General features: G+C 58.7%; 19 protein-coding genes and 1 pseudogene. 14 read left to right on the forward strand and 6 right to left on the reverse strand.

The genetic code is table 11. The features are described 5' to 3' along the window. Positions 1-111: 111 nt before the first annotated feature. The 4 genes and pseudogenes from ACOTX5_RS10025 to paaZ form a co-directional block, all read right to left on the reverse strand. On the reverse strand, positions 112-1218 hold the full coding sequence (locus tag ACOTX5_RS10025) for a GGDEF domain-containing protein (RefSeq protein WP_047727106.1): 1107 nt from the start codon (positions 1216-1218) through the stop codon (positions 112-114). A 51-nt stretch (positions 1219-1269) separates the two neighbouring features. Beyond that, positions 1270-3242, reverse strand: a pseudogene (locus ACOTX5_RS10030) (alkyl/aryl-sulfatase). Positions 3243-3410: 168 nt separating this feature from the next. Beyond that, positions 3411-5684 (reverse strand): primary-amine oxidase, encoded by a 2274-nt coding sequence (gene tynA, locus ACOTX5_RS10035; RefSeq protein ID WP_058686975.1) that lies wholly within the window; start codon positions 5682-5684, stop codon positions 3411-3413. 196 nt (positions 5685-5880) lie between these two features. Next, positions 5881-7920, reverse strand: a complete 2040-nt coding sequence (paaZ, locus tag ACOTX5_RS10040) for a phenylacetic acid degradation bifunctional protein PaaZ (protein ID WP_040117607.1) — start codon at positions 7918-7920, stop codon at positions 5881-5883. A 285-nt stretch (positions 7921-8205) separates the two neighbouring features. On the opposite strand from paaZ, the gene paaA reads away from it, so the two are divergent. From paaA to paaY, 13 genes are all read left to right on the forward strand, one after another. Beyond that, the gene (gene paaA / locus ACOTX5_RS10045; protein ID WP_045911827.1) at positions 8206-9135 is read left to right on the forward strand and encodes a 1,2-phenylacetyl-CoA epoxidase subunit PaaA; all 930 of its coding nucleotides are present in this window, start codon (positions 8206-8208) and stop codon (positions 9133-9135) included. Between the two features lie 12 nt (positions 9136-9147). After that, positions 9148-9435 (forward strand): 1,2-phenylacetyl-CoA epoxidase subunit PaaB, encoded by a 288-nt coding sequence (paaB, locus tag ACOTX5_RS10050; RefSeq protein ID WP_003857353.1) that lies wholly within the window; start codon positions 9148-9150, stop codon positions 9433-9435. 8 nt (positions 9436-9443) lie between these two features. Beyond that, positions 9444-10190 (forward strand): 1,2-phenylacetyl-CoA epoxidase subunit PaaC, encoded by a 747-nt coding sequence (gene paaC / locus ACOTX5_RS10055; protein ID WP_015570597.1) that lies wholly within the window; start codon positions 9444-9446, stop codon positions 10188-10190. Between the two features lie 11 nt (positions 10191-10201). Next, positions 10202-10699, forward strand: a complete 498-nt coding sequence (gene paaD / locus ACOTX5_RS10060) for a 1,2-phenylacetyl-CoA epoxidase subunit PaaD (RefSeq protein ID WP_033486768.1) — start codon at positions 10202-10204, stop codon at positions 10697-10699. A 7-nt stretch (positions 10700-10706) separates the two neighbouring features. Next, positions 10707-11777 (forward strand): 1,2-phenylacetyl-CoA epoxidase subunit PaaE, encoded by a 1071-nt coding sequence (gene paaE / locus ACOTX5_RS10065; protein ID WP_033486769.1) that lies wholly within the window; start codon positions 10707-10709, stop codon positions 11775-11777. Next, entirely contained in the window at positions 11774-12541 is a 768-nt protein-coding gene (gene paaF / locus ACOTX5_RS10070; RefSeq protein WP_015570595.1) for a 2,3-dehydroadipyl-CoA hydratase PaaF, read from the forward strand. Before paaE ends, paaF begins: the two co-directional genes overlap by 4 nt. Beyond that, positions 12541-13329 carry a 2-(1,2-epoxy-1,2-dihydrophenyl)acetyl-CoA isomerase PaaG gene (gene paaG / locus ACOTX5_RS10075; protein ID WP_026080707.1) on the forward strand — a complete coding sequence of 263 codons (789 nt, stop codon included), beginning with the start codon at positions 12541-12543 and terminating at the stop codon, positions 13327-13329. Before paaF ends, paaG begins: the two co-directional genes overlap by 1 nt. 1 nt (position 13330) lies before the next feature. After that, positions 13331-14755 (forward strand): 3-hydroxyacyl-CoA dehydrogenase PaaH, encoded by a 1425-nt coding sequence (gene paaH / locus ACOTX5_RS10080; protein WP_045911710.1) that lies wholly within the window; start codon positions 13331-13333, stop codon positions 14753-14755. Continuing rightward, positions 14745-15167, forward strand: a complete 423-nt coding sequence (paaI, locus tag ACOTX5_RS10085) for a hydroxyphenylacetyl-CoA thioesterase PaaI (protein WP_017693477.1) — start codon at positions 14745-14747, stop codon at positions 15165-15167. Before paaH ends, paaI begins: the two co-directional genes overlap by 11 nt. Further along, entirely contained in the window at positions 15167-16372 is a 1206-nt protein-coding gene (pcaF, locus tag ACOTX5_RS10090; protein ID WP_047727103.1) for a 3-oxoadipyl-CoA thiolase, read from the forward strand. The genes paaI and pcaF overlap by 1 nt, the downstream gene beginning before the upstream one ends. Positions 16373-16398: 26 nt before the next feature. Next, a complete protein-coding gene (gene paaK, locus ACOTX5_RS10095; protein ID WP_017384511.1) occupies positions 16399-17715 on the forward strand; it encodes a phenylacetate--CoA ligase PaaK in 1317 nt (438 codons plus the stop codon). A 133-nt stretch (positions 17716-17848) separates the two neighbouring features. After that, positions 17849-18784: a phenylacetic acid degradation operon negative regulatory protein PaaX gene (gene paaX / locus ACOTX5_RS10100; protein ID WP_039270818.1), complete on the forward strand. Its 936-nt coding sequence runs from the start codon at positions 17849-17851 to the stop codon at positions 18782-18784. Between the two features lie 9 nt (positions 18785-18793). Continuing rightward, on the forward strand, positions 18794-19399 hold the full coding sequence (gene paaY / locus ACOTX5_RS10105) for a phenylacetic acid degradation protein PaaY (RefSeq protein ID WP_039270815.1): 606 nt from the start codon (positions 18794-18796) through the stop codon (positions 19397-19399). Between the two features lie 42 nt (positions 19400-19441). On the opposite strand, the gene ACOTX5_RS10110 is transcribed toward paaY, so the two are convergent. Further along, the gene (locus tag ACOTX5_RS10110; RefSeq protein ID WP_017693472.1) at positions 19442-20077 is read right to left on the reverse strand and encodes a helix-turn-helix domain-containing protein; all 636 of its coding nucleotides are present in this window, start codon (positions 20075-20077) and stop codon (positions 19442-19444) included. 202 nt (positions 20078-20279) lie between these two features. On the opposite strand from ACOTX5_RS10110, the gene ACOTX5_RS10115 reads away from it, so the two are divergent. Next, the gene (locus tag ACOTX5_RS10115; protein WP_017693471.1) at positions 20280-22256 is read left to right on the forward strand and encodes an alkyl/aryl-sulfatase; all 1977 of its coding nucleotides are present in this window, start codon (positions 20280-20282) and stop codon (positions 22254-22256) included. Between the two features lie 57 nt (positions 22257-22313). On the opposite strand, the gene ACOTX5_RS10120 is transcribed toward ACOTX5_RS10115, so the two are convergent. Next, positions 22314-23066, reverse strand: coding sequence for a hypothetical protein (locus ACOTX5_RS10120; protein WP_017384508.1), 753 nt, complete (start codon positions 23064-23066; stop codon positions 22314-22316).

Genomic DNA, 23066 nt, shown 5'->3' on the forward strand with positions numbered 1-23066 from the left:
TGTGCGGTATTAAAAAAAACGCCGGGTGGCGGCTACGCCTTACCCGGCCTACGGGATCGAGGAAAAGGTTGGTTTTGTAGGCCGGGTAAGCGCAGCGCCACCCTGCGTAACTTACAGCGACCACCGATTCCGCCCGGCCTCCTTCGCCCTGTACAGCGCCGCATCGGCGCGGGCGATGATTTCCGGGCCGGCCAGCCCTGCGGTATAGCCTGCAATGCCCATACTCGCCGTCACACATTCACTCACCTTCGACGCGCCGTGCGGAATGGCTGCGTTTCGCAGGCCAGCCTGGATCCGCGCGGCGACTTTCTCAGCAATGCTTTCTTCGCAGTCAAAGAGGATCACCACAAACTCCTCGCCACCGTAGCGCGAAACCACATCCTCTGGCGTGCGCACCGAGGTGTTCAGCACCTCTGCCACCCGCGCGAGGCACGCATCTCCCGCCTGGTGACCGTAGGTATCGTTATACAGTTTGAAGTAATCGACATCCAGCATCAGCACCGCGAAGCGTTTGCCTTGCTCTACGGCATTTTCCAGCACCAGCTCCATCGCCCGGCGGTTGGCCGTTTTCGTCAGTGGATCCTGATGGGCCAGCGCATCCAGCCGCGAAATTAAACGCTGATTCTGCTGGTTGCGACGCCACGCCTCTTCAAACCAGCTCAACAGGATATAGCGCCCGCACACGAGAATGAACGTGAACACCACCCACAGCCCGGCAAAGCGATAATTAATTTCCTGATTCAGCAGCATGCTGGCAACGGGCAGGCTTACCCATAGCGGAACGGTGAAGCAGAGCAGTGCCACCGGGTGAAAATAGAGCGCGGTCATACCGGCCATCAGCAGGGTAACGAATATAGGCCAGGGATGAGGAAGCTGTAACACGTTGATAAACCAGTAACAACTTATAGACCACAGCAGGCTGCACATAAACAAAACGGCGCTGACGCCGCGGATGTGGCGCCAGGCCATGATCACCAGCGCCACGGAAAGGATCACCACGCCCAGCATGGAGGCGTCAATCATCTGCCGCAGAGGGGGGCTGATGTGCAGGAGGGCATCGATATGGCCGAACAGCGAATTGCGCAGCAGGACCATAAGGGCAAAGCTGGCATTCACAAAGGCGAGCCACGGCAGGTTCACGGCCAGCCCGTGAACAACCATTGATTTACGGGTAGGCCATATCGCGGGTTCGGGTGTGGCTGGATGTCTTTTTTCCATTGAAGAGAATTTTCCTTGAGCGGGCGGAACGTCCGCCCGTGAGTGCTGCCTTTACGGGGTCACAATGTTAAACCAGAATTCAAATTTATCCATGTAACCGAGCATAGCATCAAGTTTTGCGGCATCGCCGGTCACTTTGATATCGCCGTTATCCTGCGCCTGTTTAAGCGTCACTTCTTTCAGGATGATTTTATTCAGCGTATCGCGGTTGAGGGTCACGGTCGCGTCAGCGTCTTTCGCTTCGGCGTTCGCCGTGTGGTTCAGTACGCCATTTTCCAGCTCCAGCTTGTATTTGCCGCCGTCGCTGCCGAGGTCGATGTTAAACACCGATTTTGCATCCGCCGCTTTTTCACCGTTAATGTGCACCGCCAGATAGTCAAAGAACATTTCTGGCGTCATCGCGCGCACGGTATCCGGGCTGGCGGTGTTCGGGGTCGGTCCTTTCACCACGCCGTTACGCAGCTCCTGGGCGCCGGTCAGGTAGAAGTTACGCCACGGGCCTGATTCAGCCTGATAACCCAGCTGCTCCAGCGCATCCGCTTCCAGGTTTCGCGCGGCCTGATTATTTGGATCGGCAAAGACTACCTTGCTGACCACCTGAGCCACCCAGCGGTAGTTCCCCTGGTCAAAGTCAGTTTTCGCTTTGCTCAGGATGGCATCCGCACCGCCCATATAGTCCACAAATTTCTTCGCGGCTTCTTCAGGCGGCAGTTCGTCCAGGGTCGCCGGGTTGCCGTCAAACCAGCCTAAATAGAGCACGTAGGTTGCTTTAACGTCATGGCTGACAGAACCGTAATAGCCACGGTTTGCCCAGGTATTGGCCAGGGAGTTTGGCAGTTTGAAGTTGGCGGCAATCTCGTCACGGGTCAGCCCTTCGTTCGCCATGCGCAGGGTCTGGTCGTTGATGTAGCGATACAGGTCGCGCTGGCTTTTCAGCAGGTTAACCACGTTGTCGTTGCCCCATGTCGGCCAGTGGTGCTGCGCCATAATGATTTCGGCTTTATCACCCCAGCGTACAATCGCCTGGTTGATGTATTTCGACCATGGCAATGGTTCACGAATTTTCGCGCCGCGCAGGGAGTAGGTGTTGTGCAGGGTATGGGTGACATCTTCCGCAGACTCGATCAGCTTTTTCTCTTCGATATACCAGAGCATCTCAGAAGGCGCTTCCGATCCCGGCGCGAGCATAAAATCATAGGTCAGGCCGTCGATCACCTCTTTCTGACCATCTTTCTCGATGATATTGGTCGGGGCGATCAGGGTCACCGTCCCGGCGGAGGTGGTGGTGCCGAGACCCGCGCCGACCTGGCCCTTCGCATCCGGCTTCAGCAGGTTGCCGTACATATAGCTGGCGCGGCGGCTCATGACGTTACCCGCCATGATATTCTCCGCGACGGCGGCCTCCATAAATCCGGCGGGCGCGTAGACTTTCACCTTGCCGGACTTCACATCTGCTTCGTCCACCACACCGCGCACGCCGCCATAGTGGTCAACGTGGCTGTGGGTGTAAATTACGGCGACAACAGGCTTGTTACCGCGATTTTTATAGTAAAGATCCATCCCGACTTTGGCCGTTTCCGCCGACACCAGCGGGTCGACCACGGTAATGCCTTCTTTACCTTCAATAATGGTCATGTTTGACAGGTCGAGGTTACGGATCTGGTAGACGCCTTCGGTCACTTCAAACAGACCGCTGATGTTAATCAGCTGGGACTGACGCCATAAGCTCGGGTTAACCGAGTCGGGCGCCTTATCGCCTTCTTTGATAAAAGCGTACTGCTGCGGATCCCAGACGGTGTTGCCTTGCTCACCTTTGATAATGTCCTGAGGCAGCGGGGCAATAAACCCTTTGTGGGCGTTGGTAAAATCGGTGTTATCGGAGAAAGGAAGCTGGTTGAAGAGTGCGTTGTTGGCCTGTTGCGTTGCTGCGGTGGCATCCTTAGGTGCTTCTGCGGCCCAGCGGAACTGGCAGAAATAAAACATCCCGCCAGCGCGAGACTCCTGACGATCTCATTGATTCTCATCCTAAAACCTCTCAGTAAACTGTGACGTTGTTTGTGGGGACTTCGAATCCTGGTGAAAGTGTGTCAAGAAATGCAAAAGGATTAAGCGAGGTAACAATAACTATAATCGGGGAGAGTAATTCAGCAAGTAAGCGGATAAAAAACCGGGCATTACGCCCGGTCGGTAGGTTATTTCTGCTCTTTTTTCTTGCCGAGCGTTGGCGTCTCGTCAAAGAAATTCCACGGCTTGAGTAACGTGTGCACCCATTCCGTCGGCATTATCGGCCACTCCTCGGCACGGGCGACATGGGTGGTGCCGGTGGTCATCCAGATGACGTTATCCTGGTCGTTCAGCGACTCGTTATCTTTGCTGTACTGGCCGAGGCCGGTATCGTGCGTGGAACGGTTCGGGTATTTTCCCTCCGGGTACATCTCGTCGGGATGGTAACGCGTCACCCACAGCTGTTTATCCATAAAGCTCAGGCGGTGATAAATCCACTCGTCCGGGGCAAACTTCGCGCCGGACGCTACCGGGTGTGTACCGCCCGCGTAAGGGATGATTTGATACGAGACCGGGTTGCCCATGCGGTTCTCTTTGCTGGTATTGCTCAGCAGGCGGATGGTGCCCGGGTCAAACTTCTGCGCCGCCTGCTTTTCGGTATCAATATCATACTGATTAACCTGCATGGTGCTGGTGCGCGGTCCGCCAGCGGTGTTCGGTTTGACGTCCGGATCCATGGCCACCAGCTTATTGTTGATGCCGTCCACGTCCATATCCAGACGGAAGTTGTAGATGTGCTGGTGGGTGGTTCCGACAATATTATGGTCGATCAGCGTTCCGTATCGGGTGTCATCCTTCGCGGTGGCATCATGCATGGTTTTCGTCTGCACGCCTTTCACCGCTTCAATGCCCGTAGCCCCTGCATCAATGCCGATAGTGCCGTTTTCGTGGAATACCCAGTCGAAGATGTAATCGTAGTTACCCACGGTGCTGACCCAGCGCACCACCAGCTCGCGGCGTTCGGTGCTGACGTTGGGTTTACCTAACTCCTGATGCTTATATTCCGGCCCGGCGTAACGCTCGAAAATGGCGATCGCCCGGGGGATCTCCATTGGCGCGCCGGTGTAATCCGGGATGGTTTCGTTGAGCATCACGGCGTTAGACGGAACATCCTTGCCGCGCACCAGCGGGGAGGTCAGGGTACCCATGCCGTAATCGCCGGAGTCCAGATAGGCTTTAAAGTACCAGCCGATATCCGGGTCGCCGTACGGCACAATCATGCCGCCGAGCGATCCCTGATACATCACCTGTCGCTTTTTGCCATTGTCGTTATAGGTCACGGTGGAGATTATCGGGCCGACGCGTGAGTCCAGGCTCAGATGAAAATCCCAGTTCTGCCAGTGCACCCTATCCCCGGTGATGGTGTAGTTCTTGCCTTCCGGCTCGATAATTTCCAGCGGTTTCTTCACCGTTCCAACGCGGTCGCGGCCATCATAAGGGCGCGGCGTGAGCGGAACCGGCACGACCGGGCCTTCCTCAATCTTCTGGATTTTCTTCTGCTCGAGATCCACCACCGCAACCAGGTTTTCGATCGGGTGCGCCCAGTAGTTACCGTCGCCCACGTCGAGATAGCTGATCACTTTCAGCAGGCGGTCTTCCTGTTTCAGCCCATCCTTGCCGTCAAAAAAGCCGACGGTAAGCGGAGTGGTGATCACTTTCTTCGGGTCGGTAATGCCGCGCTTTTTCAGCACGGCGGCAAACTCCGGGCTTTCATTGATGATCTGCTGCACGGTATTGAAGTCATCCAGCAGCACCATGCCGTGCGCGTCTTTGATCGGCTCCCAGCGGAGGATCTTTTTGTCCTTCAGATCCACCCGGCTTTCGATGATGTGTTTACCATCAAGCATGATGATATTGGCCTGGCGGGGCGCATCCACCGCCGTGCCGTTAAGCACAAAGTCCCAGACTTTGGCCTTTTCTGGCTCCGCCAGCGCAATCTGGGTAAAGCGGGTATTGGGTTTAAAATCCGCAGAGGCTTTCACAATGGCTACGGCCTGGTTGATTTCATCAGCCGTCAGCGCGTTTAACGGGTGGGGGCTTTTTTCAACCTGGAATGTCTGATCAAGACCGGACTGAAAAACATCGTTGATAAAGGTCTCCGGGATAAACGCCTTATTGTTCTTCATCACCACGGGCACCTGGAGCGTCAGCGGTTTGCCGTTAACGATGGCGGTGTTTGCGCCGGGTTTGACCTTCACAAAGGCACCGTCTTTGACGATGGTGAACATCTGGGCGTAATCATCCCACTGCACGTCCGCGCCAAACGCCTGAAGCGTTTTGTCCATCGGGACCATATGCGCCTCGCTGCCGTGAGCGTAAACAGGGGATTGCCAGGCGCAACAGAGCGCAACGGCCATGGCCAGTGCCGTTCTACGGGCAGAAAAAGAAGAATTGCTTCCCATCGCAGACCTCATCTTGTTGTGTTTATTGTGTTGTGTCAGCCTTATCCTGACAGGCGCGCACGAAAAGCGTTTGCCTGCATCTGCCAGGTTGTTTGTCAGTCTTGCCAGGTTAAAAAAAGAGCGGGGGTGCATCACACCCCGGTCAGGTAGTTGTAGGCCGGGTAAGCGGAGCGACACCCGGCAAGAAAGAGGTGCGTCAGAAGTCACCCTGCTGGCGCGCCACCAGCGTCAGGATGGAGTAGAGCGCCACGGCCTGCTGGTGCTGGTTGAAGATCTCCACCGCCCATTCCACCACGCCGGTGGGTTTTTCCTCGGCAGTGCGCTGTTTCTTCAGCGTTTTACGTTTACAGGTCAGGCGCACCTGAATGGTATCACCCGGCTTGACCGGCTCAATAAAGCGCAGGTTTTCCATGCCGTAGTTGGCAATAACCGGCCCAACCCCGGCATCGACAAACAGCCCCGCCGCGGCGGAAATCAGGAAATAACCGTGTACCACGCGCTCACCAAAAATCGACTCCGCCGCGCCAATTTTGTCCATATGGGCGTAGAAATGATCCCCGCTCAGGCAGGCAAAATTCACGATATCCGCTTCCGTCAGGGTACGACGCGGGGTCAGCAGGCTGTCGCCCGGCTGTAACTCCTCGAAGTATTTACGGAAGGGATGAACGCGATCTTCCTGCACCTCCGCGCCACGGACCCACTGTTTACCGATCGCGGCGAGCATGGACGGGCTGCCCTGAATGGCCGTGCGCTGAAGATAGTGCTTCACCGCGCGCAGGCCGCCCAGCTCTTCGCCGCCGCCCGCACGTCCCGGACCACCGTGCACCAGCTGCGGCAGCGGTGAACCGTGGCCGGTGGATTCTTTCGAGGATTCCTGGTTGAGGATCTGAATACGTCCGTGGGCGCGCGCTGCCCCGGCAATAAACTGCCGCGCCACGCGGGTATCTGCCGTAACCAGCGTTCCCGCCAGGCTGCCGCCGCCCGCCCGCGCCAGCTGCATGGCGTGTTCGGTGTTACGGCAGGGCATCAGGGTTGCAACGGGGCCAAAGGCTTCGATGGCGTGGACGGCCGGGGTTTCGTCCGGCTGCGGGCAGAACAGCAGGGTGGGCGGGAAGAATGCGCCAGCCGCCTGCAAATCAGCTTTACCACCCAGACGGATCTGACAGCCCGCGGCAAGGAGATGATCGACTTTTTCCTGCACGTCAGCACGTTGCTCACCGTTGACGAGGGCTCCCATCTTCACCCCTTCCTGGGCCGGATCGCCGACGACCACTTTCTCCAGCCGCGCAATCAGCGCCTGGCTGACGGCGTCAATCTGCGCTTCCGGCACGATGATGCGGCGGATGGCGGTACATTTTTGCCCGGCTTTGGCAGTCATCTCGCGCACCACTTCTCGGATAAACAGCGCAAACTCCGGGTGTTCCGGCGTCACGTCCTCACCCAGCACGCAGCAGTTGAGAGAATCTGCTTCCATGGTAAACGGAATGGAATGCGCGACGATATTCGGGTGGACGCGCAGACTCTGCCCGGTGCTGGCCGATCCGGTAAACGTCACCACGTCCTGGCTGTCGAGCTGGTTCAGCAGATCGCCCGCGCCACCGCAGATCAGGCTGATGGCGCCGTCGGGCACCAGTCCGCTCTCGACGATCGCTTTCACCATCGCCTGAGTCACCTGCGCGGTGGCGGTGGCGGGCTTGATGATGGCGGGCATCCCGGCAAGCCAGGTGGGCGCGAGCTTTTCCAGCATCCCCCAGCACGGGAAGTTGAACGCGTTGATATGCACCGCCACGCCGGATTTCGACGTTAACACGTGACGTGCCGCAAAGCCGCCTTCCTTCGACAGCGGGATCAGTTCATCCTCCGGCCACAGGGTATCGTCCGGCAGCTCACGGCTGCCGAGGCTTGCGTAGGTGAAGAGGGTGCCGATACCGCCTTCAATATCCACCCAGCTGTCGGCCTTCGTCGCGCCGGTCTGAGCTGACAGGGCATAAAAGCGATCCTTCTGGCTCAGCAGATGTTTGGCCACCGCCTTCAGCATGGCGGCGCGCTCGATAAAGCTCATTGCGTGGAGCGCTTCTCCGCCGTGTTCAATGGCGTAACGGCGCGCGGCCGCCATATCCAGCCCTTCGCTGGTGACTTCAAATAGCGTTTCCCCGCTGATGGCGTGGGTGATGGTGCGCTCGCGGCCCCGGCCTGATTGCCAGGTGCCGGACAAGAAGCTGGCTAACTGCTGCATTTCTTCTCTCCAGATGTTTCGTAATTTCACTATAAATAGTTTGATCGCGAATCATAAAAATCAAGCTTAGTTTTAATGAATTGTTAACGCTGTGATCTGTATTGCTTAACCTGACCACCCAGAAGCCTTGCGTTATCGGCCTTTCATGAAAAGGCTTGCGAGCGTCGTCACAAATTAAACAAACGCTTCTTGGGGTTATATTTAACCTTTGTGTAACTTTTAAGAAACCAAATGATTCACCATTTTGCTATTTGTGGTGATTTAACGAATCACAAAGGTGGTTATGTGACGCAAGAACAACGCTTTGAGCAACGCATCGCACAGGAGACGGCCATCGAGCCGCAGGACTGGATGCCGGATGCCTACCGCAAGACGCTGATCCGCCAGATTGGACAGCACGCCCACTCTGAGATTGTCGGCATGCTGCCGGAAGGAAACTGGATCACCCGCGCGCCGACGCTGCGCCGGAAAGCCATTCTGCTGGCGAAGGTGCAGGACGAAGCCGGACACGGCCTGTACCTCTACAGCGCGGCGGAAACGCTGGGCTGCGCCCGGGAGGACATCTATCAAAAGATGCTCGACGGCAAGATGAAATACTCCTCCATCTTCAACTATCCGACCCTGAGCTGGGCCGATATCGGCGTCATTGGCTGGCTGGTGGACGGGGCGGCCATTGTGAACCAGGTGGCGCTGTGTCGTACGTCTTACGGTCCGTATGCCCGGGCGATGGTGAAAATCTGTAAAGAAGAGAGCTTCCACCAGCGTCAGGGTTTTGAGGCCTGCATGGCGCTGGCGCAGGGCAGCGAAGCCCAGCGGCAAATGTTGCAGGACGCCATCAACCGTTTCTGGTGGCCCGCGCTGATGATGTTCGGACCCAACGACGACAACTCCCCAAACAGCGCCCGCAGTCTGGCCTGGAAGATCAAACGCTTTGGCAACGATGAGCTTCGCCAGCGCTTCGTGGACAACACGGTGCCTCAGGTGGAGATGCTCGGTATGACCGTGCCGGACCCCGACCTGCGTTTCGATGAAGCGAGCGGCCACTACCGCTTCGGCGAAATCGACTGGCAGGAATTTGACGAGGTGATCACCGGGCGCGGGATCTGCAACCACGAACGTCTGGCCGCAAAACGTAAAGCCTGGGACGACGGCGCATGGGCGCGTGAAGCCGCTCTGGCCCACGCGGAAAAACAACGCGCCCGCCAGGCCGCATAAGAGGAATCAACCATGAGCAATGTTTACTGGCCGTTATACGAAGTTTTTGTCCGTTCGAAGCAGGGGCTGTCGCACCGGCATGTGGGCAGCCTTCACGCTGCCGACGACCGCATGGCGCTGGAAAACGCGCGCGATGCCTATACCCGCCGCAGCGAAGGCTGTTCCATCTGGGTGGTGAAGGCGAGTGAAATCGTCGCTTCCCAGCCGGAAGAGAGCGGGGAGTTTTTCGATCCGGCGGAAAGCAAGGTCTACCGCCATCCGACGTTTTACACCATCCCTGATGGCATCGAGCATATGTGAGGTTGGGGATGAACAACGTATCTGCTTATGCCCTGCGTCTGGGCGACAACGGTCTGGTGCTCTCACAGCGGCTGGGCGCCTGGTGCGGCCATGCGCCGGAGCTGGAAATTGACCTGGCGCTCGCCAATATCGGCCTTGATCTGCTCGGGCAGGCGCGCAATTTCCTGACCTACGCCGCTGAACGGGAGGGTAAGGGCGATGAAGACACCCTGGCCTATGGCCGCGATGAGCGTCAGTTCCGCAATCTGCTGCTGGTGGAACAACCAAACGGCAGCTTCGCTGACACCATTGCCCGTCAGTATCTGATGGATGCGTGGAACGTGGCGCTCTACGAGCGGCTGATCCATAGCAGCGACAGTCAGCTTGCCGCCATCGCGGCAAAAGCCATTAAGGAGGCACGCTATCACCTGCGCTTTAGCCGCGGCTGGCTGGTGCGGCTGGGGGACGGAACAGAAACCTCCGCACAAAAAATGCAGCAGGCGGTGGATAGCCTGTGGCGCTTTACGGCTGAACTGTTCGACGCCGACGACGTCGAGCTGGCGCTAATTGATGACGGCGTGGCGGTTGATCCGCGCGACCTGCGGGACCCGTGGGAGCGCGAAGTGTTTGCTGGCCTGGCGGAAGCCACCCTCCGCGTGCCCGAAGAGGTGGCGTATCGCACGGGCGGCAAGAAGGGGCTACATACTGAACACCTCGGGCCGATGCTGGCAGAGATGCAGTATCTCCAGCGCGTTTACCCCGGCCAGCAGTGGTAAAGGAGGACGCCATGCAACGCCTCGTCGACATCGCGCCTGCACAAATCCCGCAGATTTGGGCGCTGTTAAGCCAGATCCCCGACCCGGAAGTGCCGGTGCTGACCATCACCGACTTAGGCATGGTGCGCAGTGTGAAGGCGCAGGGGGAAGGATGGGTCATCGGCTTCACGCCAACCTATTCGGGCTGTCCGGCAACGGAGCATCTGCTGGGGGCGATCCGCGAAACCCTGACCGGAAACGGCTTTAGCCCGGTACATATTGTGCTGCAACTGGAGCCCGCCTGGACCACCGACTGGATGACCGACGATGCCCGCAGGCGCCTGCGTGAATATGGCATCAGCCCGCCTGTCGGCCATAGCTGCCATGCCCACCTTCCCGCTGAGGTGAGCTGCCCGCGCTGTGCGAGCACCGATACCTCGCTTATCAGTGAATTTGGTTCTACGGCCTGCAAAGCGCTCTATCGCTGCAATACCTGCCGTGAGCCCTTCGACTATTTCAAATGTATTTGAGGCTGCCATGACAACGTTTCATTCATTAACAGTGGCAAAAGTAGAACCCGAAACCCGCGACGCGGTGACCATTACCTTCGCGGTGCCGCAGGCGTTACAGGAGGCGTACCGCTTCCGTCCCGGTCAGCATCTGACCCTGAAAGCCAGTCCTGGCGGGGATGAACTGCGCCGCTGCTACTCCATCTGCCGGAGCACCGCGTGCGGTGAGATCAGCGTGGCGGTCAAAGCCATCGAGGGCGGACGTTTTTCCCGCTATGCCCGGGACGAGATCAAACCGGGCATGGCGCTGGAGGTGATGGTGCCCCAGGGGCAGTTTGGCTATCAGCCGCAGGCCGAACGCGAAGGCCACTATCTGGCGATTGCCGCCGGGTCCGGGATCACCCCAATGCTGGCGATTATGTCCGCTACGCTGGCCACTGAAGCCCACAGCCACTTCACCCTGATTTACGGCAACCGCAGCAGCCAGAGCATGATGTTCCGCCGGGCGCTGGCGGACCTGAAAGATAAATACCCGCAGCGTTTGCAGCTGATCGCCATCTTCAGCCAGGAGACGCTCGACAGCGATCTGCTCCATGGCCGCATTGACGGGGAAAAGCTCCAGGCGCTGGCAAAAACGCTGGTGAATTTCCGTCAGTACGATGAAGCCTTCATCTGCGGCCCGTCGGCGATGATGGATGAGGCCGAAGCGGCGCTGCAAGCGCTGGGTATGCCGGAAAAAGCGATCCATCTTGAGCGCTTTAACACGCCGGGTACCGCCGTTAAACGGACAGCCAGCGTGCAGGCCGACGGGCAGAAGGTCACCGTCCGTCAGGACGGGCGCGACAGGGAGATCACCCTGACTGCGGACGACGAGAGCATTCTTGACGCGGCCCTGCGTCAGGGGGCGGATCTGCCTTACGCCTGCAAGGGCGGCGTATGCGCCACCTGCAAATGCAAAGTGCTGCGCGGAAAAGTCGATATGGCGACCAACTACAGCCTGGAGCCGGACGAGCTGGCCGCAGGCTATGTGCTGAGCTGTCAGGCGCTGCCGTTAACCGCCGATGTTATCGTCGATTTTGATGCGAAGGGGATGGCATGAGTGAACTGATTGTCACCCGTCACGGTCGCGTGTTGCAGCTGACGCTTAACCGTCCGGCGGCGCGCAACGCGCTCAACAATGCGCTGCTCCTGCAAATCGCGGAGCAGCTTGAGGCCGCCGCCGCGGATGCTGAGATCGCCGTCTGCGTGGTGTACGGCAACGAACGCTGCTTTGCCGCCGGGGCCGATCTCAACGAAATGGCGGAGAAAGACCTGCCCGCCACCCTGAACGATATCCGCCCGCAGCTGTGGGCGCGGATCAACGCCTTCACCAAACCGCTGATTGCCGCCGTGAACGGCTTCGCGCTGGGGGCAGGCTGTGAGCTGGCGCTGCTCTGCGATGTCGTGATTGCTGGCGATAACGCCCGTTTTGGCCTGCCGGAAATCACCCTCGGGATCATGCCGGGCGCAGGCGGCACCCAGCGGCTGATCCGCAGCGTGGGTAAATCGCTGGCCAGCAAAATGGTGCTGACGGGCGAAAGCATCACGGCGGTTCAGGCGCACAGCGCCGGGCTGGTCAGCGACGTCTATCCGGCCTCGCTGACGCTGGAGTACGCCCTGAAGCAGGCGGCGCGGATGGCGCGCCACTCGCCGCTGGCGCTACAGGCGGCGAAGCAGGCGCTTCGCCAGTCGCAGGAAGTCCCGCTTCAGGCCGGGCTGGCGCAGGAGCGTCAGCTGTTTGCGTTGCTCGCGGCCACCGACGATCGCCGGGAAGGTATCAACGCCTTTTTACAAAAACGCACCCCAGACTTTAAAGGACGCTAATTGTGGAATCTATTCTGAGCCATGTTGAGCAGGGCGTAATGACCATTACGCTGAACCGCCCGGAGCGCCTGAACAGCTTTAACGACGTCATGCACCAGCAGCTTTCCGAATGCCTGAAGCAGGCCGAGCGTGATGACGCCATCCGCTGCCTGCTGATCACCGGGGCAGGACGCGGTTTCTGCGCCGGGCAGGATCTTAACGACCGTAACGTGGACCCGAACGGCCCCGCGCCCGATCTGGGCATGTCCGTTGAGACTTTTTACAACCCGCTGGTGCGCCGCCTGGCAAAACTGCCGAAGCCGGTGATTTGCGCGGTTAACGGCGTGGCGGCGGGGGCGGGTGCCACGCTGGCCCTCGGCTGCGACATGGTGATTGCGGCGCGCTCCGCCAGTTTTGTGATGGCCTTCAGCAAGCTCGGGCTGGTACCGGACTGCGGCGGCACCTGGCTGCTGCCGCGCGTGGCCGGACGCGCCCGCGCCATGGGGCTGGCATTGCTGGGTGATAAGCTCAGCGCCGAGCAGGCACAGGCCTGGGGAATGATCTGGCAGGTGGTGGACGACGAGCAGCTCTCCGCCACCGCACAGCAGATGGCGCTGCATTTTGCCTCGCAGCCGACCTTTGGCCTGGGCTTGATCAAGCAGGCGATTAACGCCGCCGAAACCAATACCCTCGACGCCCAGCTTGATCTGGAGCGCGACTATCAACGTCTGGCCGGACGCAGCGACGACTACCGGGAAGGCGTCAGCGCGTTCCTGGCAAAACGCGCGCCGAACTTTACGGGGAAATAAGATGGTGAATATCCATACGGTCGCCGTCATTGGCAGCGGCACCATGGGCGCCGGGATTGCCGAAGTGGCAGCCAGCCACGGTCATCCGGTTCTGGTGTACGACATTGATGCAGCGGCGATTTCCCGCGCCATCGACGGCATTCGTCAGCGGCTCTCCTCTCGCGTTGCGCGCGGAAAACTCTCTGCCGACGCCGGGGAACAGATCCTCGCCCGCCTGACGCCGGTGACGACTATCAGTGCTCTGGCGAAAGCCGATCTGGTGATCGAGGCGGCCTCCGAGCGGCTTGAGGTAAAAAAAGCGCTGTTTACCCAGCTGGCAGAGATCTGCCCGCCGCAGACGCTGCTTGCCAGCAATACCTCGTCCATTTCCGTTACCGCGATTGCAGCGGAGATAAACCACCCTGAACGCGTCGCCGGGCTGCACTTCTTCAATCCTGCCCCGGTGATGAAGCTGGTGGAAGTGGTCAGCGGGCTGGCGACCTCTCCCGAAGTGGCCGATGCACTGTGCGAGCTGGCGCTGAGCTGGGGAAAGCAGCCGGTACGCTGCCAGTCCACGCCGGGGTTTATCGTCAACCGCGTGGCGCGCCCGTTCTACTCGGAAGCCTGGCGCGCGCTGGAAGAGCAGGTGGCAACGCCCGAGGTGATCGACGCCGCCCTGCGAGACGGCGGAGGCTTCCCGATGGGGCCGCTTGAGCTGACGGACATGATAGGTCAGGACGTCAACTTTGCCGTGACCTGCTCCGTGTTTAACGCCTTCTGGCAGGAGCGTCGTTTTCTGCCGTCGCTGGTGCAGCAGGAGCTGGTGCTGGCGGGGCGTCTGGGTAAGAAAAGCGGGCAGGGCGTTTACCGCTGGCTGGAGGAGAAACCCGCCGTCAGCTGGCTCGCCCCGGTCAGCGACAGCTTCAGCCCGATGCGCGCACAGCGAAGAAGTGACGGTGTCACGGAAATTGACGATCTGTTGCTGATCGAAACGCAGGGTGAAACCGCGCAGTCGCTGGCGCTGCGCCACGGCTGCCCGGTGGTGGTGGTCGACCGCATCGAGCGGGATGTGGCCGTGATAGCCGCCGCACCGGGCAACCCGCACGCCGCCACACAGAAAGCCATTTACTGGTTGCAGCATCAGGAGAAACGGGTGGTACAGATTGCCGATTACCCCGGCCTGCTGGTCTGGCGCACGGTAGCGATGATTGCCAACGAAGCGCTGGACGCTTTGCAAAAAGGGGTCGCCAGCGAGCAAGACATCGATACCGCCATGCGCTTAGGGGTCAACTATCCCTGCGGGCCCATCGCCTGGGGCGAGCGCCTTGGCTGGCAGCGTCTGTTAACGCTGCTGGAAAACCTGCAACGTCACTACGGCGAGGAACGCTATCGCCCCTGTACACTGCTGCGCCAGCGTGCGCTTCTGGAGAGTAGCTATGAGTCATAACGCCTGGCATAACGCCCGCGCGATGTACGAACGGGACGCCTGCGCGCAGGCGATGGGGATGGACATTATCGACATGGGCGAGGGCTACGCGGTGGTGACCATGACCATCACCCCGCAGATGCTCAACGGGCATAAAACCTGCCACGGCGGACAGCTGTTCTCGCTGGCCGATACCGCCTTTGCCTACGCCTGCAACAGTCAGGGGCTGGCGGCGGTGGCCTCAGGCTGCGCCATCGATTTTCTGCGTCCGGGCTTTGCCGGAGATAAGCTCACCGCCACCGCGCGGGTGAAGCATCAGGGCAAACTGACCGGCGTCTACGACATTGAAATTCAGAACCAACACCAGAAAACCGTCGCTCTTTTTCGCGGGAAATCGCACCGCACTGGCGGCAGTGTGACAGGAGAAGCCTGATGCGTGACGTATTTATTTGTGAGGGGGTGCGTACCCCGGTTGGTCGCTACGGCGGAGGATTATCCAGCGTGCGCGCCGATGACTTAGGGGCCGTGCCGCTGCGTGCGCTGCTGGCGCGTTACCCGCAGCTCGATCTGGAGCGCATAGATGACGTGATCTTCGGCTGCGCGAACCAGGCCGGAGAGGATAACCGCAACGTGGCGCGCATGTCGGCGCTGCTGGCCGGGCTGCCGCAGACGGTATCCGGCACCACCATTAACCGCCTGTGCGGCTCCGGTCTGGATGCCATTGGCTTTGCGGCGCGCGCCATCAGGGCCGGGGATGGCGATCTGCTGATCGCCGGTGGCGTCGAATCCATGTCCCGTGCGCCGTTCGTGATGGGCAAAGCCACGGCGGCGTTTCAGCGTCAGGCGGAGATCTTCGACACCACCATCGGCTGGCGATTTGTGAATCCGCTCATGCATCAGCAATACGGAACTGACAGCATGCCGGAAACGGCAGAGAATGTAGCGGAATTGTTAAATATAAGCCGTGCCGATCAGGACGCATTTGCCCTGCGCAGCCAGCAGCGCACCGCGCGGGCGCAGCAGAATGGCGTTCTGGCGCAGGAGATTATCCCGGTACAGGTGGCGGGGAAAAAAGGTGCGGTAACGGAAGTGAGCGTGGACGAGCATCCGCGCGCCGAAACCACCCTGGAACAGCTTGCCGCGCTGAAAGCCCCGTTCCGTAAGAACGGTGTGGTGACGGCGGGGAACGCCTCTGGCGTCAACGACGGGGCGGCGGCGCTGATTATCGCCAGCGAGCCGATGGCGCTTGCCCAGGGGTTAACCCCGCGCACCCGCATTGTGGCCATGGCGACAGCGGGCGTCGAGCCGCGCCTGATGGGATTAGGCCCGGTGCCCGCCACCCGCAAGGTGCTGGAGCGTGCCGGACTCAGTATCACCGATATGGACGTCATTGAGCTTAATGAAGCCTTCGCCGCACAGGCGCTGGGCGTGCTGCGTCAGCTGGGCTTGCCGGATGACGCGGAGCATGTCAACCCGAACGGCGGGGCGATCGCGCTAGGTCATCCGCTGGGAATGAGCGGTGCCAGGCTGGCGCTGGCCGCAAGCAATGAATTGCACCGACGCGGCGGGCGCTACGCGCTGTGTACGATGTGCATCGGTGTGGGTCAGGGCATTGCCATGATCCTTGAGCGTGTTTGAGCGAACAATAATGTGAGTACCCTGCGATGATAAATACAACAAAGCTTGATCCGATCGAAACCGCGTCCATTGATGAATTGCAGGCGTTGCAGACCGCGCGCCTGAAGTGGACGCTGCACCACGCCTACAACAACGTTCCGATGTACAAACGCAAGTTTGATGCCGCGGGCGTTCACCCTGACGACTTCACCGAGCTGGCGGACCTGCAAAAATTCCCGTGCACCACCAAGCAGGATCTGCGCGACAACTACCCGTTTGATACCTTTGCGGTGCCGATGGAGCAAGTTGTGCGCATCCACGCTTCGTCGGGCACCACCGGAAAGCCGACCGTGGTGGGGTATACCCAGAATGATATCGACAACTGGGCCAATATCGTCGCCCGTTCCCTGCGCGCCGCCGGGGGCAGCGCGAAGGATAAAATTCACGTCGCCTACGGTTACGGGCTCTTCACCGGCGGGCTGGGGGCGCACTACGGTGCCGAGCGTCTGGGAGCGACGGTGATCCCGATGTCCGGCGGTCAGACGGAGAAGCAGGCGCAGCTGATCCGCGATTTCCAGCCGGATATGATCATGGTGACGCCGTCTTACTGCCTGAACCTGATTGAAGAGCTGGAGCGTCAGATGGGCGGCGATGCCAGCGCCTGTTCCCTGCGCGTCGGCGTGTTTGGCGCTGAGCCGTGGACGCAGGCGATGCGCCGCGAAATTGAAAAACGGCTGGGCATTACCGCGCTGGATATCTATGGTCTCTCCGAGGTGATGGGGCCGGGCGTGGCGATGGAGTGTCTTGAAACCGCCGACGGCCCGACCATCTGGGAAGATCACTTCTACCCGGAGATCGTCAACCCGAATGACGGCACGCCGCTGGCCGACGGCGAGCAGGGTGAGCTGCTGTTCACCACGCTGACCAAAGAGGCGCTGCCGGTGATCCGCTACCGCACCCGCGATCTGACGCGCCTGCTGCCGGGCACCGCACGCACCATGCGCCGGATGGATCGCATCAGCGGGCGCAGCGACGACATGCTCATCATTCGCGGGGTTAACGTCTTCCCGTCACAGCTGGAAGAGGAGATCGTTAAGTTCGAACACCTTTCGCCGCACTATCAGCTGGAGGTGAACCGCCGCGGGCATCTTGATTCACTTTCGGTGAAGGTCGAGCTGAAACAGAGCAGCTTAACGCTGACCCATGAACAGCGCTGTCAGGTGTGCCATCAGCTGCGTCATCGGATTAAATCGATGGTGGGGATCTCAACCGACGTGATGATCGTTAACTGCGGCAGCATTCCGCGCTCCGAGGGTAAAGCCTGCCGGGTGTTTGATTTGCGTAAAGTGGCAGCCAACGGTTGAATTTCCCTCACCCCAGCCCTCTCCCAAAGGGAGAGGGTGTATTAAGTTCCCTCTCCCTTTGGGGGAGGGTTAGGGTGAGGGTACACCCCAGATTCGTATGCTATGATTCATCCACGAAAAAAATAACAACAGAATGAATCACATGAATAAACTTGATGCCTTTATCCAGCACGCAGTCAGCTCTGTTCCCGTCAGCGGAACGTCGCTTATCTCCTCGCTGTATGGCGACGCGCTTTCCCATCGCGGCGGAGAGATCTGGCTCGGCAGCCTGGCGGCCCTGCTGGAAGGGATGGGTTTCGGGGAGCGCTTTGTGCGCACCGCGCTGTTTCGCCTCAACAAAGAGGGCTGGCTGGACGTGTCCCGCATTGGCCGCCGCAGCTTTTACCGTCTCAGCGACAAAGGGCTGCGCCTGACCCGCCGTGCGGAAAGCAAAATCTACCGCGCGGAGCTGCCCGCCTGGGACGGCAAGTGGCTGCTTCTGCTGTCAGAAGGGCTGGATAAAACCACGCTGGCCGATGTGAAAAAACAGCTGATATGGCAAGGGTTTGGCACATTGGCACCGAGCCTGATGGCCTCGCCGTCGCAGCATCTGGCGGACGTACAGTCGCTGCTCCACGACGCGGGCGTGGCGGAAAACGTCATCTTCTTTGAGGCCCATTCGCCGCTGGCGCTGTCCCGCGCGGCGCTGCGTTCGCGGGTGGAAGAGTGCTGGCAGCTGACCGAACAAAACGCGATGTACGAAACGTTTATCAACTCGTTCCGTCCGCTGCTGCCGCTGCTGAAAGAAGCACCGCCTGAGGATTTGACCCCGGAACGCTGCTTCCAGATCCAGCTGTTACTCATTCATTTTTATCGTCGCGTGGTGCTGAAAGATCCGCTGTTGCCGGAGGAGTTACTTCCTGCGCACTGGGCGGGACAGAGCGCGCGACAGCTGTGTATTAACATCTATCAGCGCGTGGCGGCGGGAGCCCTGGCGTTTGTCAGTGAGAAGGGGGAAACCTCCGTGGGCGAGCTGCCCGCTCCCGGCACGCTTTATCACCAGCGTTTTGGTGGTCTGAATATCACATAAGGAGAGGGTATGCCTGTTTATCAAATTGATGGTCTGACGCCGGTCGTGCCTGACGAGAGCTATGTACACCCGACCGCGGTGCTGATTGGCGACGTGATTCTGGGCAAGGGCGTTTACGTTGGCCCTAACGCCAGCCTGCGCGGTGATTTTGGCCGGATCGTGGTTAAAGACGGCGCGAACATCCAGGATAACTGCGTGATGCACGGTTTTCCGGAGCAGGACACGGTGGTGGAAGAGGACGGGCATATCGGCCACAGCGCGATCCTGCACGGCTGCATTATCCGCCGTAATGCGCTGGTGGGGATGAATGCGGTCGTGATGGACGGGGCGACGATCGGCGAAAACAGCATCGTCGGGGCGGCGGCGTTTGTGAAGGCCAAAGCGGAGATGCCTGCGAATCACTTGATTCTTGGCAGTCCGGCGAAAGCGATTCGTGAGTTAAGCGCGCAGGAGATAGCGTGGAAGAAGCAGGGCACAAAAGAGTATCAGGTGCTGGTGGAACGCTGTAAGCTCACGATGCATCAGGTTGAGCCGCTGCGGGAAGAAGAGCCCGGCCGCAAACGGCTGGTCTTCGATGAGAATTTACGGCCCAAGTCGGCTGGCCGGGATAAATAAGGCCGTTCGTTCCCGCGTGTTGCTCAAGGCGTGAAGATGAGCTTAATACGCTTCCGGCAGGGGCCGGTCAATCGACACCAGCTTCCCGCGCTTCATGGTGATATAGCCCCCGGCTTTGAGATCTGCCAGCACGCGAAAGACATGCGTGCGTGACAGGTTAGTGCGCTTAATGATAAACAGCGCCAGGCCCTCATTCTCTCCCGTGTGGGTCTCCTGCCGATAGAGATAGCGGTACAGCATCGGTTTGATGGTCTGGTAGCTGGTGACCTGCCTGCGTTCATTGTGCAGGTCGATGGTGAAAATGGACATGTAGGTCAGTATGGTGGCCAGCGCCTGCATGCGCTCACACCCGCCCCCGAAAAATAGCTGGTCGAAGTCGGCCCAGGCTATTCTCACCAGCTTCACCTTTGCACTGCTGCGATATTCATACTTCGCCAGTGGACAATACCTTTCCATTAACCCTATCGGCATATACTCGATAGTATTGCCAATATTTAGGCCATCATCAGGCATTAATATTGTCAGCGATCCTTCAGTGCAAAAATAGATATAGCCAGGCTCGACGGTGAATTTTTTATTTGCGGCAACGGATAAGGCCTCGCCTTTACAAAGCATGTGCGGAAAGAATTGCCCAATATTGAGTTGCTGATAATAGGTATGGATATCCTGAAAATTCACGCTAAGCCTCTCCCCGCAACGTCTGCCGTGGTAACGAGTATAGCAGCAATAGCCCCCGGATTACGAACCGATAAATAACCAGTCCCATATGGGACTATGATGAGAAAGTATTCTGATTAGAATGGTCGTCAATGAGTTCGCATTAAAATTATCCGCCAACAGTAAATATCCAGGCGGCGCAATTAATCTATGAGGCCATTCAATGAAATTAACCCTAATTGCTAAACATCTGGCGCTTGCCGGTGTGTTAACGTCGCTGTCGCTTTCCGCGTTTGCGGAAGTGCAGCCGCAGGATGCCACTGCCACAACCCGGCAGGCAAATAACGCCCTGTATAACAAATTACCGTTTGCCGATAAAACCGACTTTGAGAACGCCCATAAAGGTTTTATCGCCCCGCTGCCACAAAACATGATTAAAGGCGAGCAGGGGAACGTTATCTGGAACCCGGCGAAATATGATTTCGTGAAAGAGGGTGAAAAAGCCCCGGATACGGTAAACCCGAGCCTGTGGCGTCAGTCACAGCTGATCAACATTGGCGGGCTGTTTAAGGTCACCGACGGCGTGTATCAGATCCGCAATCTCGATCTCTCCAACATGACCATCATTGAAGGCGAGAAGGGCATCACCGTTATCGACCCGCTGTTAAGCGCTGAACCGGCGAAAGAAGCGCTGGATCTCTACTATGCAAACCGCGGCAAGAAACCGGTCGTCGCTGTGGTGATCACCCACAGTCACGTCGACCACTACGGCGGCCTGCGCGGTGTGGTTGACGAAGCCGACGTGAAGTCCGGCAAAGTGAAGATCTACGCCCCGGAAGGCTTTATGAAAGAAGCGGTTTCCGAAAACATTATGGCCGGGAATGCGATGAGCCGCCGTGCGAGCTATATGTACGGCAACCTGCTGAAGCCGGATGCAAAAGGCCAGGTGGGGGCGGGTCTTGGCACCACCACCTCTGCGGGTACGGTGACCCTGATCCCGCCGACCAACTACATTACCCATACCGGCCAGCAGGAAGTGATTGACGGGCTGACCTACGACTTTATGATGGCGCCGGGCTCAGAAGCCCCGTCCGAAATGCTGTGGTATGTCAAAGAGAAGAAAATGATCGAAGCCGCAGAGGACGTGACCCATACCCTGCACAACACCTACTCCCTGCGCGGCGCGAAAATCCGCGATCCGCTGGCCTGGTCCAAGTACATCAACGCCGCCATTGAGCGCTGGGGCGCGGACGCGGAAGTGATTATTGCGCAGCACCACTGGCCGACCTGGGGCAACGAGAATATCGTCAAGCTGATGAAAGGCCAGCGCGATATGTATCGCTACATCAACGACCAGACCCTGCGTATGGCAAACAAGGGGCTGACCCGCGACGAGATCGCCGCTGAATTTACACTGCCGGAATCGCTGGAAAAACAGTGGGCTAGCCGCGGCTATTACGGTTCCGTCAGCCACGACGTCAAAGCCACCTACGTGTTTTATCTCGGCTGGTTCGACGGCAACCCGGCTACCCTCGACGAACTGCCGCCTGAACAGGCTGCGAAGAAGTTTGTGGAATACATGGGAGGGGCCGATGCCATCATGCAGAAAGCCAAAGCTGACTATCAGCAGGGCAACTACCGCTGGGTGGCGCAGGTGACCAGCAAAATTGTCTTCGCCGATCCGCAGAACGCTGCGGCACGTAATCTGGAAGCCGACGCGCTGGAGCAGTTAGGTTACCAGGCGGAAGCGGGCACCTGGCGTAACTTCTACCTGACCGGCGCGCAGGAACTGCGTAATGGCGTGAAGAAGCTGCCGACGCCGAACACCGCCAGCCCGGATACCGTGCGGGCGATGACCCCGGAAATGTTCTTCGACTACCTGGGCGTGCACATCAACGGGGTGCGGGCCGGTAACGCGAAAGCGGTCTTTAACATCGATCTCGGTAAGGATGGCGGCAAATACAAGCTGGAGCTGGAAAACGGCGTGCTGAACCATACCGCCAACGCGCAGGCGAAGGATGCCGACGCAACCATCACCCTGGACCGCACCACGCTGAATGACATCATCCTTAAGAAAGAGACGCTCAAGCAGGCGATGGACAAGGGTGACGTCAAGGTGAGCGGAGACGGAGCGAAGCTGGAAGAGATGCTGAGCTACATGGACACATTTGACTTCTGGTTCAATATTGTCACGCCATAAGTTTAGCGTTCATCCTGGTTAATCCTGGCGCCTTATTACGATAAGGCGCTATTTTTTTCATTCACGCATCGCCAGCGCGCTGGCGCTTGCCGGATCGAACAGCGAAATACTCTCGATCTGATCCAGCATGATCACTTTGCGAAAATCCATGGCGCTTTTGGGCTCCGAATCGAGCGTAATGTCATGCTCGGCATACCATTTGCTGTAGTTATGTTCGATACAGAGCTGCATGTTCTTCCCGTCACGGTAGCCGCTCAGCATCGGAATAAGCACGATATTGGCCGTTTTTTCATACTCCAGCGTGGCGGTATGGATCATGCCAATATAGATCCGCCGCGATTTCAGCGTGACGTGCGCCAGTTCACCTTCCTCCATGCACTGATAGAGCAGTTGTTCAATCCCGCTCGACTGCGCCAGCCGCTTGTACAATTTTTTCCGGCCATCGCCGTCCAGCCGCGCGCTTCCGGCCCAGTTCGATCGGTAGAGACAAAACAGGATCGCGAAGGTCAGCATCACCACCACCGGGGCCTGAATCCCCAGGAAGCTCCAGTTCATAAAATCAATTTGCCAGTCGGCATATTTTGCTGACGTGAAATGGAACGTGTTATCGGCGGCGGAGAGGGCGAACAACAGCAGCCACAGCAGGCCGGTGGCGATCACCCCCTGAAGAACAAAAATACAGCCATACAGTGCAACAAGAAAATAGACGTCCCAGCCAAAGGATCGCTTGATTTTAAACCGTGTTGAGAGGTCGCGGCTGGTGTACCAGTACCCGCATACCATCAATACCATGAATATTGCCGTTCCCAT

Source organism: Enterobacter cloacae complex sp. IR5441 (assembly GCF_049238215.1).
Taxonomy (GTDB): Bacteria; Pseudomonadota; Gammaproteobacteria; order Enterobacterales; family Enterobacteriaceae; genus Enterobacter; species Enterobacter hormaechei_C.